Below are 470 nucleotides of genomic sequence, written 5' to 3'. Positions count from 1 at the left end.
ACCTGGTGGCCACCTGCTCCTCGCCGCTCTCGCGCAACCACACCTTCGGCACCAACCTCGGCCGGGGCATGACGCTCCAGGAGACGATCGCCGTCACCAAGCAGACCGCCGAGGGCGTCAAGTCCTGCCAGTCGGTCCTGGACCTGGCCCGTCGGCACGGGGTCGACATGCCCATCACGGAGACGGTCGTCTCGATCGTCCACGAGGGCAAGTCCCCGGTCGTCGCGGTGAAGGAGCTGATGTCGCGGAGCGCCAAGGCCGAGCGGCGCTGACTCCTCCTTTACCAGCAGGTACGCTCATCGCGATATGAGCAGCGAGAACCTCCCCCAGAGCCCTGAGCGCGCCGAGAGCCCTGAGCAGCAGCGCCGTAAGCCGCGTGTGGCCGTCGTGTTCGGCGGCCGCAGCTCCGAACACGGCATCTCGGTCGTCACGGCCGGCGCCGTCATGAAGGCCATCGACCGGACCAAGTA

Annotated in this window: 1 protein-coding gene and 1 pseudogene; both read left to right on the top strand. The window is 68.1% G+C overall.

What is annotated here, in order from left to right; all coding sequences use genetic code 11:
• Nucleotides 1-272: NAD(P)H-dependent glycerol-3-phosphate dehydrogenase (locus V2J85_RS40515; RefSeq protein WP_330824377.1), on the top strand; the 272-nt coding region annotated here is incomplete at its 5' end.
• 34 nt (nucleotides 273-306) lie between these two features.
• A pseudogene (locus V2J85_RS40510) lies at nucleotides 307-470 on the top strand (D-alanine--D-alanine ligase A); the annotation flags it as partial.

This window comes from Streptomyces bugieae (assembly GCF_036352915.1).
Lineage (GTDB): Bacteria > Actinomycetota > Actinomycetes > Streptomycetales > Streptomycetaceae > Streptomyces > Streptomyces endophytica.
Note: the sequence above shows the minus strand (reverse complement) of the source record. Positions and strands in the feature narration are given on the sequence as shown.